At 34.0% G+C, this 15,753-nt stretch carries 13 protein-coding genes; 1 reads left to right on the top strand and 12 read right to left on the bottom strand.

The genetic code is table 11. The features are described from left to right. Positions 1-103 precede the first annotated feature (103 nt). The 9 genes from MWU82_RS14630 to MWU82_RS14590 form a co-directional block, all read right to left on the bottom strand. Entirely contained in the window at positions 104-370 is a 267-nt protein-coding gene (locus tag MWU82_RS14630) for a TlpA disulfide reductase family protein (RefSeq protein ID WP_247096950.1), read from the bottom strand. A gap of 183 nt (positions 371-553) precedes the next feature. Beyond that, a complete protein-coding gene (locus tag MWU82_RS14625; RefSeq protein ID WP_247096949.1) occupies positions 554-1,741 on the bottom strand; it encodes an aspartyl protease family protein in 1,188 nt (395 codons plus the stop codon). A gap of 137 nt (positions 1,742-1,878) precedes the next feature. Beyond that, complete coding sequence (locus MWU82_RS14620) at positions 1,879-2,292, bottom strand: hypothetical protein (RefSeq protein ID WP_247096948.1); 414 nt, start codon at positions 2,290-2,292, stop codon at positions 1,879-1,881. 413 nt (positions 2,293-2,705) lie between these two features. Beyond that, complete coding sequence (locus tag MWU82_RS14615; RefSeq protein WP_247096947.1) at positions 2,706-4,757, bottom strand: hypothetical protein; 2,052 nt, start codon at positions 4,755-4,757, stop codon at positions 2,706-2,708. A gap of 568 nt (positions 4,758-5,325) precedes the next feature. Then, the gene (locus MWU82_RS14610; RefSeq protein ID WP_247096946.1) at positions 5,326-7,593 is read right to left on the bottom strand and encodes an amidohydrolase family protein; all 2,268 of its coding nucleotides are present in this window, start codon (positions 7,591-7,593) and stop codon (positions 5,326-5,328) included. A 182-nt stretch (positions 7,594-7,775) separates the two neighbouring features. Continuing rightward, positions 7,776-9,269, bottom strand: coding sequence for a S41 family peptidase (locus tag MWU82_RS24380; RefSeq protein WP_247096945.1), 1,494 nt, complete (start codon positions 9,267-9,269; stop codon positions 7,776-7,778). Between the two features lie 5 nt (positions 9,270-9,274). After that, a complete protein-coding gene (locus MWU82_RS14600) occupies positions 9,275-9,964 on the bottom strand; it encodes a DUF4386 domain-containing protein (protein WP_247096944.1) in 690 nt (229 codons plus the stop codon). Between the two features lie 75 nt (positions 9,965-10,039). Then, positions 10,040-10,612, bottom strand: coding sequence for a Crp/Fnr family transcriptional regulator (locus MWU82_RS14595; protein ID WP_247096943.1), 573 nt, complete (start codon positions 10,610-10,612; stop codon positions 10,040-10,042). Between the two features lie 93 nt (positions 10,613-10,705). Beyond that, on the bottom strand, positions 10,706-11,908 hold the full coding sequence (locus MWU82_RS14590) for a PAS domain-containing sensor histidine kinase (protein ID WP_247096942.1): 1,203 nt from the start codon (positions 11,906-11,908) through the stop codon (positions 10,706-10,708). 643 nt (positions 11,909-12,551) lie between these two features. Here MWU82_RS14590 and MWU82_RS14585 point away from each other — a divergent pair. Continuing rightward, positions 12,552-12,944: a response regulator gene (locus MWU82_RS14585; protein ID WP_247096941.1), complete on the top strand. Its 393-nt coding sequence runs from the start codon at positions 12,552-12,554 to the stop codon at positions 12,942-12,944. A 50-nt stretch (positions 12,945-12,994) separates the two neighbouring features. On the opposite strand, the gene MWU82_RS14580 is transcribed toward MWU82_RS14585, so the two are convergent. The 3 genes from MWU82_RS14580 to MWU82_RS14570 form a co-directional block, all read right to left on the bottom strand. Then, positions 12,995-13,690, bottom strand: coding sequence for a DJ-1/PfpI family protein (locus MWU82_RS14580; protein WP_247096940.1), 696 nt, complete (start codon positions 13,688-13,690; stop codon positions 12,995-12,997). Positions 13,691-13,761: 71 nt separating this feature from the next. Then, positions 13,762-15,024, bottom strand: a complete 1,263-nt coding sequence (locus tag MWU82_RS14575) for an NAD(P)/FAD-dependent oxidoreductase (RefSeq protein ID WP_247096939.1) — start codon at positions 15,022-15,024, stop codon at positions 13,762-13,764. A gap of 58 nt (positions 15,025-15,082) precedes the next feature. Beyond that, positions 15,083-15,655 (bottom strand): Crp/Fnr family transcriptional regulator, encoded by a 573-nt coding sequence (locus MWU82_RS14570; protein WP_247096938.1) that lies wholly within the window; start codon positions 15,653-15,655, stop codon positions 15,083-15,085. Positions 15,656-15,753 lie beyond the last annotated feature (98 nt).

Raw genomic sequence — 15,753 nt, 5'->3', positions numbered from 1 at the left:
CTTTCGCTAAACTTGCTTTTCTTCATGTGACAGTTAAAATTTAAAATTAATAAATTCGAATTTTATACTGTCCTATTTTTAGGGAAGGCTACATAGGCCGCTCTTATTTACCAGATTTATTTATTAAACTTTCTATTTTAGTTTCCAATTCCTTTCCTCTCAAATCTTTTGCAATAATTATTCCTTCAGTGTTGATCAGAAATGTTGAAGGGTATCTTAATACCCCGTATTTCTCTTTGATTTCGTTAGTGCCATCAACAATTTGGGGCCATGTTATTCCATGTTTTTTCGTCAATTGTTCTAAAGACTGGATTGGACTATCTCCACCAATACCAACGATTTCAAGTTTTGATTTATCATTTTTATACATATACATTGGTTTTTTGTATACATATTTCAGGACGGGTCAAAATGTTTTACAACGTTTTCGCTATGATTAGTTGCGTGGGTTAGCACTTAACTGTGCAAGTACGCACCAAGCTGAAAATCCACGAGGATTTTCAGAAATAGGCGAGAACAAGCAATTACCTTTAGCCAATGTTGGCATTAGGTTTTATAATCTTGTTTTTTCAATCAGATATTTTATTGTTTCCCCCTTGGAATTAATCAGTTCCAAAAAGATTTGATTGTTTAATCTATGGTCTACATAGTCGCAAAAATCACTTCCATTATTAAAATCCAGACTATCAATCTTGACTACTTTCATATTTGGTCTAATTCCCTTAGAGTAAGCATCTGATTTTTCCATAACAGACTGAACATAAATTCCTTTTTCTATGGTAGAACCTATTCTAAATCCAGCTGTATTGGTCTTATCTATCGCTTTGTCTGATTTTAAAAGGTAAAGGTTTTTGCTATTCCAATCAATAGTTACCTTAAGCCTTGATAGAAAATCATTACCTAATGAAACGGTTTTCCCAGTTCGAAGCATAACATTTTCAATATTCGAGTTATTAATCCTTACAGAATCTGAATAAGATATCTTTCTGTTGAGCTCGACAGGTTTACCAATAATTCCACTCTGATTAATTCCCTTCTCAATAAATGTTTTATTAACTATATTCTTCTCTTGAAGCACAGTAAATATTTCATTACTCAAAGTAATAGACCCATTAGAACCATAATCAAGCAACACATTTTTTACACTTGAATTTCCAATTTTTATATCTACAAAAATGTTGTATTGATTATCAGTTTTGAATGGCAAAACAAAACTATCTTCACGAGTATCTGTTCCAATTTTACTAGATAATGACAAAGAGTAGTTTTCTTGGTCAATTGTCCAATTGTACTGCCTAATTAAGTTTGAACCAATAATACCATCTATTCTTAAACAGTTCATAATTGGATTTGCATCAAAGTCCCCAACAAACGCTGTTTGATTTTTAAACCACACATTACCAACATTAATTGAGTCAACTTGAACCCATTTGACTTTTTTCCTATTGTAATCACTGTCTACAATATTACCCTTACACACTGTCTTGAAATTATTATTTTTATGAAGTTTGTCTGATATACTGAAAGGTGCGCCTGTATCAAATAAAAAGCGATATTCTTTCCCTTTTATAGTGATTGGCACAATTATTAGTTTATTCCGAATTTCAATATTTACAACTTCTATATTACTTCCTTTGGTAACACTTCCATATTGTATTGCATCAGTCCATTTAACAGCACAACTTTGAGTTGCGAAAATCATAATACAGTTGAATAATGATATGTTAAAGATTTTTCTCATTCTTCAAATTAATGCCAACGCCTAGGCTATGATTTCGTTGTGGGGAACGTCCTAGACTTTTCCACTTATGAAATCAGGCCGTTTAATGGTTCTTATTTTTGTTTTTTGCATACTGCCACAATGAATTATAGCCATTGTTAGCTGCTGGCATTTTTATTCCAAGTTTCGGATGAATAAATCAATCTACTATTTTCAGTCAGAATCGATTTTCCGCCAGATTTGAGAATAGCATGTCCAGCTTTTAAAATTGAATTCGTCTCATTGAATTCACTCTCGGATAAGTCCATTCGAATGAAAAATTCAGAGTCTTTAAAATCTCCAAAAAAATCCAAATTGTCAAAGTCCGATTTTTTCAGAATTTGAATTCCGAATGTCTCTTTCGTATTCATATTCATTAAAACAAAGCCCGCAAAGATAAATTCATTTAAATTATTTTCCGCAATGGATTTCACTATGTCACTTCTGTCATTCCAGTTACCTGGAATCCATAATATTTCGTCATTTTGAAATTCCGATATGGGTCTTTTATTAATTTTAAATATGTTTTTCATTTTTTGCTTGCAGCTAACAATTGTATATAATTACTAGTGTGTATATTCCTATTTTAGGTCTAATTTAGTAAATCTTTTTGTTGGCCTAGTTATAAATTTCATGATTGATGGCTATGCTTTCTCCTAGCCTATTATGTAGGGTTTGACTGTTTTGATTTGTTTATTTTATGGAACTAAAGAAAAACAATTCCTTTAAAAGTAAATTGCGTGAAACCGTAGTTTGAGAAGTTTCTGGTTTTGTGGAGTAATAAAACCAACCAATAGTTAAGAAATTTGGTTTATGACCAGATCATCTAAAGCCAGTGTAGTTGAGAAAATACGGTCGCCTTGTTTGGTTTCCACAGATTTGGTGGGACAGGCAATACTGAACACACGAAGACTTGGTTATTGTAGCAATTTTGTTTTAATCAGTTTTATTTGATTCTACAGTTAACCGACCAATATCCAATATCGTTATTGTTAACATGTGTTTCATTAATTCTTAAGTAAAGTCTACCAGAAGAAGATGCTTTAATTGTTTTCTTAGAACCAATTTCAAACCACGAATCATGGCCAACTTTTCCTATTAAGGCAGAATGTCTTAGCTTTCTCACCTTACTAAAAGATTCCCAACCATCCAGACCATCGGGGGTAGCAGATAATAGCCCCACCCTAATTTTGCCCTGAGCAGTAAATGTTAGGATATCACCTTTATTTACATAAACGTCTGTAATATTCGTCCAAGAAGTCACCTTAAGTGTATTGTCATCAATCCTTTCAGCCATTACATTTGTCTCCCCATCGAAATTATTATGCACGGTAACCCTTAGATTTCCCTTGTCATCCACTTTTAAATTATATAAATTCATCCCTACATTAGTGTAAAATCCAGAATATTTGGATGTTTTGAGAGGTAGAGGTTTTAAGTTGTTATAATGCCTTTCAAACTCCTCTATAAATGGAAATACTGATTTAGAAACTTCTCTATAATTTGAATTAAGTTCCAATCTATAAAGATTAACAATATCTTCCGGTGCGTTAGGGATTACCAGTCCTGTCCAAACACCGATATTTTTATCATGTGTATCCAAAGTGCCCATAATTATTCTGTAACCTTTGGAATTTTCAAAGGAATTAAGATCACTTAATCCTTTGCTTTGTGTACTCATATATCCAAATGCTTCTATATATTGTTTTAAGTGATTTGCATCTTTTACATTATAGGTTGCATCGTTGTTAATTGTATTTGTAAAATCAACCAGGATACTTTGTAAATTCTCAAATGTTGGCAAATTAGATTCATATTTAATTTTTAGTAATTGCCTTAAGTTTTTAATTTCAGAAATTCTTTTGTCTGCAAAATCATTAAACGCTTTTTGTTTTTTTTCTTTATTAATGGCAATCTCACGCTCTTTACTTTTTATGAATTCTGCTCTTGACTTTAAACTATTTTTTATTGAAACAATGGTAGCTTGTTTTTGGTTGATTCGAGATAGATAAACTGATTCAATAGCGTTAAGTTCTTCTATATTTGAAGATTGTGCTATTTTATTGTGTATTGCATCAGATTGTCCTACAATGATAGCTGTCTTTTTTTCTAAAATATCGTTGTTTAATGCCTTGACATTGGAGTAATTGGTAAAGTTTGAAAAGTACTTGTTGAAGTTTAAATAAAATGATTCTACTTTATCTAAGGATTGTATTTGATATAACTTTTTTTGTTCTAAGGGGACTAAAGTATCTAAAAATTCTTTTATTCTTTGGTTTACGATTTCATTAGCCTTTTTTCTAGTGGATTCATCAGCTCGATCATATATTAAAGAATTAGACATTCGAAAATTATAAAGTTGTTGTAGGTTATTTATATCAATTTTCTTATTTGCATATTCATTTGCGGAGGCTATTATTGTGCTGTTAGAAATGGAGGTCTCTTTTGTTCTAATCGAACTCAATAATGTTTCGATTTCGGAAGGCATAAGTATTCGAAATTCTTTGGTTGTATAGGCTTTATATTTAATAAGTTCATCAAAAGTTACAATACCAGAATTTAATTTTGAAATTATCTCGTTATATAGGCTTCTAGTTTTATTTAACTCAATAATATTGGTTCTTACTTTATCTGTTACTCTTTTATTCCACAAGGGTTCCAGTGCAAATTGATTCAACCAGCCAATGTGCTTTAAGGTTGAATATTTTTTCTTGGACCTACAGTTTCTAAGCTTTTTCCATTTTGAGTTTCCCCAAATACTATTAATGTTTTCAAAGGATTTATTTGCAAAAGGAATAAAATATTTATCAGAATAAAGGTTATATAGTATTCGATTACTTTTTTCACTTCCGGACCTAAGCCGGCTCGTATTTAATTCTGGGAATTCTTTTTCGATAATTGTATTCCATTCTTCTAAGGAATCACAATTTTGTGAGAAAACGGTATGGCAGAAATAAGAGTTAAATGCTATAAATAAAAAATAAATTGGTTTCTTCATTTTGGTTTAAATAGGCTACAACGTACGGATATCGTAACTTGTAATTAAATTTCTTATATAAGGTCCAATTTAACAAATAATTTTGGTTGTCTTGTACCATGGTCGACATTGACCCCATCTTGTTGCTTCTACCTTCTTTGGGTTGTAGAATAATAGGATGGTCTTTCTCTTTGATATTTTGGGATAAGTTTGGATATCATACTTTCATTCAGTACGATGTAATGGCTTTTATCTTTTCACCCTTTGCCCCCTGAAAAATATAAAAATCTGAAAAGGTGTACTGATTTCCATTTTCTATTATCATTACCCCATTTGCAGTTCCTTCTTTGCAAATGTTATCAACTTGATTCTGAGCTATTGTAGTCTTACCCTTTTTTAGATCAAAAACACTAGTACAAATGGTTGCGAAGATTACTGCTCAACCGTAATCTTCTCCTTCTTTATCAGCTATATTTTGCATTCCACGGTCATCATTTGACTTGGCTATGCAGCCATCTAAACAGGTAGCTATAAGTTAATTCATTTTTCCCTTTGTGCCATTATGAACTGAATTTCTTTCCATCCCAAATTATTCCCTATAATTGTCCAAAATCTTCGTACTTACCCAATAAATATCATTATTACTGGTATAAAAGAGATACTTTCCGTCCTTAGTTACAAAAGGACAAAGTTCGTGCTTTTCCGTATTAATTGTGTTTCCCATATTAATCGCATCGCCCCATTTCCCATCTGTATCTTTGAAACTAATATATAAATCACCTTGACCTTTCCCTATTTTGCGGATGGAACAAAATATCATATACGACTCATCAGGTGCAATAAATACATCCGCTTCGTATCTATTGGTATTTATTGATTCGGATAGTAATTCAGGTTTGACGAATTTTCCGTTAACATATTTGGAACGGTTTATATCATAAGCATAGTTTGGTGCATTTAAAGTTTTATCTTGAGATGCGAAATAAAGTGTACCATCATTTGTAAAAGAAGCATAGTACTCATTTAAAGGGCTGTTGATCGGTAACCCTAAATTGATTGGCTCTGACCAGTTTGATTGTTTATTTACCCTTTCTACATACCAAATATCCATATCATCTTTAGTAATATCTTCATTTAGTGAACGATTGGATATGAAATACAATCTTTTCTCATCCGAAGATAACATTGGATCATTGTAGCTTATTGAAGCCGAATCGAAAAGTTTACTGGGTGGAGACCAGACACCTTCTAATAAGTTCGTGTAATGAATTTCCGTAACGCCATTATTGTCTACTCCAAAATAGAATTCATTCCCATCACTCGATATTGTACAACCGAACTCATGTCTATTAGGTTTTGAAATTATATTCGGAGCGAATAGTTCTGGTTCATTCGAAGGAGTTTTTTGGCCAAAATATACCATAGTATTGTCTGTTTCCGAACCAACATTTCCTTTTGCAGATTCAATCAGTTTATTTGGATCGAAGCCAATACCATTTTTAAATACAATTTCCACTTCTCGAATAACTTTGGGGTTTCTTTCCAGATCTCCATTGAGAACTACAATATTGGCCAACTTTCCTTTCTCAATTGTCCCTATGTCAGTTCTTGACAGTAGCTTTGCTCCATTAGAGGTCATTACCTGTAATGCTTCCTCTGGCTTGAATCCAGCCTCAATAAATAGTTCGTAATTTTTTTGATCTCCAAATCCAGGCATATTGTGGAGGCCAGGATCAAGACCTGCTACCAGCAATCCACCTTGCCTGAAAAATTGAAGTTCGTATGCCATTGATTTTACCAACCATTCTGGTTTAAAATACCAGTCGTTACCCTGTTCTTTCTTACGTAATTTACGCTGGTGATACGCTTCTTTATGAATGGGAGCCATTACTTCAAGGTCTCTGGCATCTGCCATTACATTAGCTTGTGCTTCAAAAATGGCAAGTGTTGAACCTAGTGCCACCCCATTGTTTATAAGGTTTTGTTGCACATCTTTGACCGTATCACTGTCAATGTCCAGATTTGTTCTAAAGTCGTTATTTTTAGAGCAAACTCCAGTTTCCCTTTCTGTTGCATGGTCATAACTGTGTATAAATCCATGTTGTATGGCATCGACCCCTATTTCTGCAGCTTCGGTAAAAGTTGTTGCACAAAGGTGACCTGTTACTTTTAGATTATTCCTATGTGCTTCATCAACTATTACTTTTAAGTCCTGTGGCCTGGTATTTCTATAAACCTTCAGCCATTGTACTCCTTTGCTTGCCCAATATCGAATGGTATCCCTGACCATTTTTTCATTGGTAAATCTTATGAAATTCGATTTACCCTCTGGACCTGTGAAATATGGCCCGGAATTAATGATTTCAGGACCAGGCTGCTCTCCCCTATCTATCGATTTTGCGATAGCTAACTCTTCAAAGGGATTTCCTGTCCCACAAGTTTGGATTGTGGTCACACCACTTGCTAAATATAGTTTAGGTGATGTAGATAGCATTGCGGATTCAGGTATTCTCATGTGGTTGTGCATACCAATGATGCCTGGGATAATTGTTCTGCCAGATAAATTTAGTTCAAAAAAATCATCTGCTATTTGAATGTCATTGGCATCTCCAATCCTGACAATTATGCCATTCTCTATCAGAACAGTCTGTGATATTTTGCAAGGATTCCCTGTTCCATCAATTATTTTTACATTGGATAAGGCAATATTCGGAGAGTCGAAGGAAATAAAACTTTGGGAGTAATCCGATATGTCAATTCTTGTGGATTGTATATCCGTTGCCTGTTTCTGTCCACACCCTTGCAGTGAAACCAAAATGGCGAATGTTAAAATTATAGTTTTAGTTATTCTGTTCATTGGCCCAAAATAATAGTTATTATCCTTAACTGACTAATTGATGGTAATGTAAAACTTTGATGACCGCTGTACCTAACAGCAGTTTTTTTACATTCTGTTCTTTTGCTTTTGTGCGAAGTGTAAAATCTGGCATTTGACAGTGTTTGTAAATAGCCTTGAACTTAAATTGACCAATGAAAACCCTATTCATTATGTACACTGTTACCATGCTTTTTTTGTTTTTCTATTAAATGTTTTACGATATAATCCAGTTGGCTATCAATTCCGTCGATTAAGTCCTCCACAGTTAGTTCAACTTCTATGTCGGGCAGTACTCCACTACCCTTAGGGACGGTTTTGTCAAGAACATATTTATCTATTTTTACAAATGGCACGCGAACCATAATTTTTGAATTGGGTAATTTATAAAGTGCAGAATATTGTGCCGTATGAAAATAATACCCTCCTCCTGTTTCGTTGCCAACAAGTGTAATTTCCTGACAGTTTTTTGCATTCAGCGCAAAAGCCGAAGCGGCAGAAAAAGTGTTTCCTCCTATTAATACATACACCTTGCCCTTAAATGGTTTTTTGTAAGGAATCATTTCTTCCTGGGCATGGTCTTTTGTTAATATCCAACGTCCAACTTTCTTTTCAGCAGAAGCAAAATATCTTTTAAAAAACTCATTGTAATCGGCCATACTGTGAATCACATACCTTTTTTTGGGAAGAGTATCTGTGACCGTACTTTCAGATATTCTTTGCTTAAAAGGTTTCTCTGTTAAAAAAGAGAATAAATTAATTGCGTTTATTCTGTATCCTCCAATGTTTTGCCTAATGTCCAAAATAAGATTGGACACCCTTTTCTTCTTTATATCTTTAAAGAGATCAACCAACCTTGATTTGAACTCTTTCGGGTCTAAACCGAAAGAATTGACAGTTAGTACACCGGATTTAATGGAGTCCATGTAATATACGAAGGGCCACTTTTCAGCTAATGTATTTTTAAAATGTTCTACGCGATCGGTATTTCCGTGATACATTGCAAAATGTGAGCTTCTCTTAGGGTATCTATTTTCTAAACTTTCAAATGATTCTGGGACAATTTCGATTGTTCTTAATTCGCTGTTGTTGATAGAATACTTGACGATAAAGCTTTCCTTTTCTCCATATTCATAATAGTAGAGTATACCAAATTCCTTCTCTATCTGTCTATACTTTTTGTTTGGATTGTACCCATCGGATGCTGCGTATTTCAAAAATTCTTGAATAATTATATTACTTTTTATACCTTCTATAGAAGTTATTTCTGCTCCTAGAGGAATACCAAAATCATCGGTATCCGTATAAAGTTTTCCATCGATTATTTTTAAAAGTAATGGAAATAATGCAGGTACTGTATCCATTTTAGGGTGATAAATGACCAAATGTCCATCATATGCATTTTTTGCTATTGAATTTATAGATTTAAAAAGCTCTTTAGACTCTGTTAGATCTTTTATCCGTGTTTGTTCAAAATCGTAAAAAATACTATCCCACTGCGCCTTTGAAGTGTACTCATATAAACTTGGATGGCCCGTTGTTATAATTTCTTTGAAAATGGTATAGTCTTCTAAAACTTGTTCTGGTGATAATTCGTTTTGCCCAAAAATGCAAAAAGAAAACAGGAGTAATACGATTATGTTATAATTGGTTTTCACCTTTTTTAAGAAATAGAATTTACAATATTAGTATCAAATCCCTTAACTATCAACCAAGTTGCTAAAATCAATTCCAACAAAGCCGTAGGGAAGGTTAATGTAATATAGGTAGGTGTAATAATGTTTATAACATCAAACATAAGCAGTATGCTGGCCAAAACACTGCTCAGAATAGTGGCGAAAATCCCCCAAATTGAAAGCCATCTAGGGACAAGCTTGGATTGATACAAAATACAATAGAACATTAAGTTACCTACACTCAGGATTAAAGGCATTGCTACATGGTTTATTAAATCTCTGCCTGACCGAATCAAGTTATCCAACGTATGAAAATAACACAAGTCAGGACTTCCAGCTTGTATGAATTCCTGACTCAAGGTCAATAGCAGCAGTATGCTCATCCAGCCGATTAAAATGAAAACCACAGTTATAATTCTAAAAACTAGAAATCCAATTGTCAGTCCAGTATTGAATGTCTTAAATAATGAATAAAGTATAATAGGTATGCTCGCATAAATAAGAGCCAAGATAAACTGCATGAATGCTCTAATAAGGATCGGTTTTGATTGGTGGGAAATATTCACAAGGTTGTCCATCCCATCAATGACCGGGTCTATACTTAGAATACCTACAGCTATGCTTGAAATTAATAATACACCAACGAATATTGATTTTTTTCTGAATACGTTCGTCATATTTTTATTTATTAAAATTTGCACAAAAATATGATGACGTTGATTTTAACTCGTTGACTTAAGTTAAGAAGTCAATTATTTGTTAATTAATCTTTTTCTAATTCGGCTTAATGACTCCGGTCTTATACCTAAGTAGCTAGCGATTTGATGTTGAGAGGCTCTTTGGAGCAAATTGGGCCTTGTTTTTAGCAATTGTAAATAGCGCTCCTCCGGTGTAGAAGATTTAAATGCAGTGTATGATTCTTGTTGCTTTGTTAATATTACTTCAGCGATCACTCTGGATAGGGATTCCAATTGTGGATACTTTTGATACATTTCATTTTCCAAGGCAGGATTGCCTACATTTACAACTGTATCTTCCAAACATTCCAAGAAATATTGGGAAGGCGTTGATTTACCTATATTGGAAGGAGTAACAACTTCTTCCTCAGTATAAAACTCTATAGTTTTTTCTTCTCCATCTTTAATAAAATAGCTTCTAATACAACCTTCCAATATGAAATAACATTCATTTGAAAAATCTCCTTCTTTAAGTAGGATATCCCCTTTTTTATAGCTTGTGAAATATGCACTTTCGTTTATTGCATTCTCCAACTGCTCTGTAATCTCAGTGTATTTTGAGAGATATTTTAATATTTTACTTTTCAAAATTCAATACTTTATTGTTTAGCCCAAATTCTAAATCGGCATATACTTAAATTAACCCAGATTTATTTTTGATCTCTTATCAAAACCGATCAATTATATTTTATGCATTTTTTCATTGTTCAAATGTATGGTGAACAATGCCCCTTCATTAGGCCTGCTTTTGACTTCGATCTTTCCACCATGTGTCTCAACAATGGATTTAACAATGTACAGGCCAACCCCTACTCCTTCTTCATGGATATGCAAGCGTTTAAATAGGCCGAACACTTTTTCACCATGTTTTTCAGCGTCAAAACCAAGTCCATTATCTTTTATGAGGAGATAAACACTTTCGTTGCGCTTTCTGGTTTTTACTTCGATTTTTAGTAACCGATCCGGGCTTTTGAATTTCATCGAATTGCTTAGCAGATTTTGTAGGATACTTATTAAATGCAAGGGTGGATATTCAATTTCAGAGCATTCGGAAAAGTCTACGTCGATGTTGGCGTTTGTAGATTTAAGACGGTCAGGAATATTCTGTTTAACTTCATCAAATACCTTTTCGAATTCCAGGTGTTTTTTCTGGTCATTTAGAGTTGTTTTAAAATTGATGACATCGTTCAGAGCGAATACCTTTTTATAAACTTGTTCAATGTTATTTTTCAATTTATTGAATAATTCAATATCCTTGTCACCACGAATACTTTGCGTATTTATCATTTCAATTAACACATTGAGATTGGTGATTGGAGCTTTCAAATCGTGAGCGGCAACATAGGCCAACTCTTCCAATTCTCTATTTTTTGTTTCAATTTGTTTGGCGTTCAATTCCGCTTTGCTTACCTCTTCTTCCAAAGCTGTATTTAACTTCTGCATTTTTTCTTCCGCCTGCTTGCGTTCGGTGATGTTTTGAATGTGGACATGTACTACCGGCCTATCGTCAATTATATACATACAGGGCGTGATATCTGCAAAAAAAACGGACCCGTCCTTACGTTTAAAGGTTCTTTCAACAGTTAACTTTTGCGTAGGTATCTTGTTCCCACCAAATCGAATTGAAGGCTCTTGATCAACTTTGTATTGTAAGTCTATTAGTTTCTTTCTGAGTAGTTCATTCTTGGGGTAACCAAATTCTTTGATGGCACTGTCATTCGCCTCAATGATACGCATGTCCATATTATGGATGATTTTTGGAAAAATGGAGTACTTGAAAACTTGTTTGTAAATGTCATTGGTTATTTTAACTTGTAGAAATTCTTCAAATGGATTTGTATTGTCTGAATTATCCTTTTCATTCATTTCCTTATTAAAGTCCATTTTTATGATTTTTACATGTTTCTGATGTCAGAAATCAATTCATTTTAAAGTTGCCTTAAGACCATAAATAAATATCTGTTGTAGCTTGCAGCTATTCTAGATCATAGTCCCAATCTAACCTTTCCTTGATCTTGTTCCCTAATAGTACCCAAAATAGTTAATTTTAAATAAATGGAAACTTGTAATGGGCATTTTAGGGAAAAGGTTCTGCAGTATTAATGGGAATAAAGGGTCAAATAAAAAATACCGAATAAATAATGGCATTAAACTTGGTCAAATTACTTATAATCTAATTCTTGTTCCAGACCATATTTTGGTTCTTTCCAATATCATGGACTTTCCATATATAGCGCCCAAATCCCCTCTAATTTTTTGGGATGACTTCACAATTTTTAAGTTTAGAATTGTGCCATTTTAAAAATCTACTTGTCATGAACCAATAAACCAGATACTAAAACAGTTCAGCGAATTTCTATTGAGTTGAGGCTAGACAGTCCTTATTTTTAGACAAATAAATAAGTAGCTATTATTTCAGGGATTATTTTGGATTATTAAATGAAATCGGAAATTAATTTGGTAAAAACATATCTTATATCCGGATGTTAATTGTTGATGACATATATTAAGTTATTTTTGGATTAATATGAGAGAAGAAACCTTGTGGATAATTGATGATGATATGGTATCACAATTTGCCATTAAGTATAAGATAGGGCAAGCTTACCCCAACAATAGGGTCAGTACTTACTATTCCGTTCAGGAGGCTTTGACCGCCATAAAGGAATGTATGGATGGTAAATTGGAGTTTCCGGAAAAGGTTTTATTGGACTTAGGCTTGCCAGTACTTACAGGGTGGCACTTTCTGCAGGAACTGGAAAAAATTCAGGGAAATATTGCCCCGTTCGAAATTTATATCGTTTCCGCATTTTCCAATTCCATGGACCGTAAGCGCGCTAAAGATCATTCTTTGGTCAAGGGCTATTTTGAAAAACCGTTGGATAACTTTGCCGTAGACCAAATATTTATGTCGAGGTAGCACGATCATGGATTAGGTTATGCTGTTTACCATGGAGACAAAAGTAATACCTAATCTTTCCAATTTTGAAGTCGATCAAGATATAGATATCCTTCAACAAACTCTCTATGCTCTGGACCGGACATTTTCTCCAAAAGATTTAAGGCCGAAATGTAGCTTGCCAAATTACCGTTCGAGGAGCTGAATTTTCCGTCCTCTACAAAGGTCACCAAACTGTCGTTCTGTACCTTTAGATTAGGGTAATCCTTCTGCAATTGTGTGCCCCCTCCGATCCAGGTAACAATTTTATGTCCATCTGCAATACCCGATTTGCCGATCAATTGTGCTCCAGCACAATTGCTTACGGTATATAGCGTTTCCCTATTTTTTTCCTTTATAAAACTTATAATTTTTTCATTATGAACTTGAGTGTACATGTCATAGGCACTTGGAACAAACAAGGCCGTAAGTTGTGGGCAGTTTTCAAAGGTGTAATCTGGTAAAAACCGTATCCCTTCCTCTGATGTTATTGGGTCGGCATTTTCAGCAATGGTTATTACATTATACAGCTGATTTCCTTCTATACTTGGTTTGGCAAAAACATCAGAAGTGGCAATGACTTCACTCTGCAGGACGCCATTGAACATCAGCAGTCCTATCGTTGGCAACTCCTTTTTGAAGGGCTTTAAGTGTTTCGTCAAAGTGTCCGTGGTAATGCTCAGGTCTGGTAAATGTCCAGTTTTGGCACTATTTTTTGATTGGTCCATTTTGCAACTTCCGAAAAAAACCAACAATGCAACTAATATTAGATTATACTTTTCCATAAGTCCTTAAGGTATTATTTTTTATCGTTTGGTTTGATGATCATTCTAAAATACTGATCCTTATACAGGTAGTACCCGATCCAGTTAATGAATGTGCGAAACCTATTTTTAAAATTAACCAACCCCATAATATGCACGAAAATCCAAATTAACCAGGCTATAAATCCTTTTATAAAAAACCTTTCTTTTGGCAAATCAAAAACTGCCTTATTTCTTCCAATAATTGCCAATGACCCTTTGTCCTTATACTTGAAAGGAGTCCATGGGCTTTTGTCCCTCTCTAAATTAAGGGTCAAGTTCTTGGCCTGTTGAATTGCGGGTTGGGCCAATTGGGGATGGCCTTCAGGATAGCCAATATCTCCTTGGACCAACGCACAATCGCCCAATGCATAAATATTATCGTAGCCGTTGACCAAATTGGAAGAGTTGGTTTTTAACCTTTTTCCCTTTCCAAAACTGTCCATGGAGAAACCATTGAAAGCCTTGGCAGTTACCCCGGCCGCCCAGATTAGATTTTTGGATTCTATTGTAGTACCATCTGACAGTAAAACAATGTCTTCCTTAAAATCATTAACCAAACAGTTCAGCCTTATTACTACACCCAATTCATTTAGCTTGGAGTAGGTATAGCTTTGGGAGTTTTTTGACATGGTATTCAAAACTGTACTTTGACCATCTATTAAATATATTTTTCCTAAATCACTTTCACTCAATTCCGGATAATCTTTCTTCAAAATAGAGGTCTTCATCTCTGCTAAAATGCCTGAGAGTTCAACTCCTGTAGGTCCGGCTCCAGCGATAACAAATGTCAATAATTTTTTTCGTTCTTCTTTGTCATCGTGTCTTGTTGCCCTGTCCAGCCTAGTAAGAATGGTGTTTCTAAGAGTTAACGCATCACTTATGGTTTTCATTGGTAAACTATACTTTTCAATGTTCTTATTACCGAAGTAATTACTTTCAGTACCTGTGGCCATAACCAATATATCATAGTGCAACTCTCCATTGCTCAACATTACTTTGTTTTCATTGGGAACCACTTCCAATAAACTTCCAAGCCTAAAGCGAACATTCTTAAAGTTCCTCAATATTTTTCTATAGGGGTAACTAATGGCCGATGGTTCCATAAACCCGGTAGAGACCTGATAGATCAACGGCGGAAAGAAATTATAATTATTGGCATCTACCAATATGGTTTGGTACTTTGGTGAATTTCCGATCCTTTTTATCAATTCCAAGCCAGCAAAACCTCCCCCTACTACTATTATCGACTTTTTCATAGTATTCCATTTAGGGTTCAAAGGTCCTGGATTTCACCATAAATATTCTTGAACTGGTTCAAGAAATATCTTTTTTATTTAATTTGCTTACATATTCTGGCGATAAGCCTAAAAAACTTGCCACTAGATATTGAGGTACATTGTTAACAAAATCAGGAAAGGCCTCTTTAAACCTAAAATAGATTTCTTCTTTTGAATAAATAAAAAGATACTTTATCCGATTAAGTGAGGCACCATAAGCTGTTTGATATATCTTTCTGAAATAAGTTTCCATTTTAGGAAACCGTCTAAGTAATTCTCTTTCGTTATTATGTGTTAAGTGAAGTATGGCCGAAGCTTTAACTCCTTGGATATAACACTCTGAACGCATATTGTTGTGATAGGCCAAATAATCCGTAATCCACCAATTCTCTATGGCAAATTGTAAAGTATGCTCGGTTCCCTTCTCATCAATAATATACAATTGAAGACACCCGCTTAAAACAAAATAGTGGTCCAGGGATTTGTTACCGGGTTCGTAAAGCAGTTCTTTTTTTTTGACAGTTTTCAAATCAAAGTATTTGGCAATCTCCTGAAACTCATTATTGTCAACTGAAGTGTATTTGTTAATATGTTCGAACAGTTTTTGCATTTTAATAGGTTGATATAATATCAAATTTAGCACAATTCATCGATTACACCGGACCATTCAATTTTTTAGTTTTTTCAATTATTTAATTAAATCAAGTA

Origin of the sequence: Arenibacter sp. S6351L (assembly GCF_023016025.1) — a bacterium.
In the GTDB taxonomy this organism is placed as follows: domain Bacteria; phylum Bacteroidota; class Bacteroidia; order Flavobacteriales; family Flavobacteriaceae; genus Arenibacter; species Arenibacter algicola_B.
The sequence above is the reverse complement of the archived record's forward strand: the minus strand, read 5'-3'. Positions and strand labels throughout refer to the sequence as shown.

Coding starts and splice junctions, on each gene's coding strand:
- MWU82_RS14585 (WP_247096941.1), top strand. CDS start 12,552: ATGAGAGAAGAAACCTTGTGGATAATTGATGATGATATGGTATCACAA.
- MWU82_RS14600 (WP_247096944.1), bottom strand. CDS start 9,964: ATGACGAACGTATTCAGAAAAAAATCAATATTCGTTGGTGTATTATTA.
- MWU82_RS14580 (WP_247096940.1), bottom strand. CDS start 13,690: ATGGACCAATCAAAAAATAGTGCCAAAACTGGACATTTACCAGACCTG.
- MWU82_RS14615 (WP_247096947.1), bottom strand. CDS start 4,757: ATGAAGAAACCAATTTATTTTTTATTTATAGCATTTAACTCTTATTTC.
- MWU82_RS14575 (WP_247096939.1), bottom strand. CDS start 15,024: ATGAAAAAGTCGATAATAGTAGTAGGGGGAGGTTTTGCTGGCTTGGAA.
- MWU82_RS14590 (WP_247096942.1), bottom strand. CDS start 11,908: ATGGACTTTAATAAGGAAATGAATGAAAAGGATAATTCAGACAATACA.
- MWU82_RS14630 (WP_247096950.1), bottom strand. CDS start 370: ATGTATAAAAATGATAAATCAAAACTTGAAATCGTTGGTATTGGTGGA.
- MWU82_RS14625 (WP_247096949.1), bottom strand. CDS start 1,741: ATGAGAAAAATCTTTAACATATCATTATTCAACTGTATTATGATTTTC.
- MWU82_RS14620 (WP_247096948.1), bottom strand. CDS start 2,292: ATGAAAAACATATTTAAAATTAATAAAAGACCCATATCGGAATTTCAA.
- MWU82_RS14610 (WP_247096946.1), bottom strand. CDS start 7,593: ATGAACAGAATAACTAAAACTATAATTTTAACATTCGCCATTTTGGTT.
- MWU82_RS14570 (WP_247096938.1), bottom strand. CDS start 15,655: ATGCAAAAACTGTTCGAACATATTAACAAATACACTTCAGTTGACAAT.